Origin of the sequence: Bacillus sp. Nf3, from assembly GCF_003028545.1 — a bacterium.
Taxonomy (GTDB): Bacteria; Bacillota; Bacilli; order Bacillales; family Bacillaceae; genus Bacillus; species Bacillus safensis.
Genome location: NZ_PYUA01000086.1, coordinates 1 through 552, shown reverse-complemented (window position 1 = coordinate 552; position 552 = coordinate 1). Strand labels below are relative to the sequence as shown.

Annotated in this window: 1 protein-coding gene; it reads right to left on the bottom strand. The window is 66.3% G+C overall.

Annotation, left to right across the window (positions count from 1 at the left end; genetic code table 11):
* Positions 1-248: 248 nt before the first annotated feature.
* Positions 249-552, bottom strand: a 304-nt coding sequence (gene lepB, locus C9414_RS20975) for a signal peptidase I (protein WP_107164306.1), incomplete at its 5' end; no start/stop codon positions are given.

Below are 552 nucleotides of genomic sequence, written 5' to 3'. Positions count from 1 at the left end.
AGCCGGCCAGGAACAGCGCCAGCGCAGTGCGGCGGAAGGCCGGCGTGCCCTGCTGGATGCGGGTGTCAGTGCCGGTATCGAGAGTGGAAGGACGGCCTTCAACGGCCGCCGCGGTTTCGCCAGTCATGGGATCGATGGGCCGGTGGGGGCGGCCGGGTGGAGAGGAACGGGCCCAGACTAGGCCCGTCCATCCAGTCGATCCATAACCTGTTGGATCATGATTGATACATGGAAAGTATCAATTCAGCTTACAGGCGCTGCCACTCGAAGCCGTCGCCACGGCGGTAGTACACCGCCACCGCGCGGCCATAGACCTTGTCGGCGTCGACAAACCCGAAGAAGCGGCCATCGAAGCTGTTGCCCCGGTGGTCGCCGAGCACCAGCAGCTTGCCGGCCGGCACCACCAGATCGGCGATGTCCGGGCCACCGCCCATGTCCAGGTCGAGGCGGGCGCGACGCTGGCCGAAGGCTTCCACGTCCTGCAGGTCGGCCATCTGCAACGGCTGGCCATTGATGCTCAGGTGGCCCTCGCGCATCTGCACGTGGTCACCG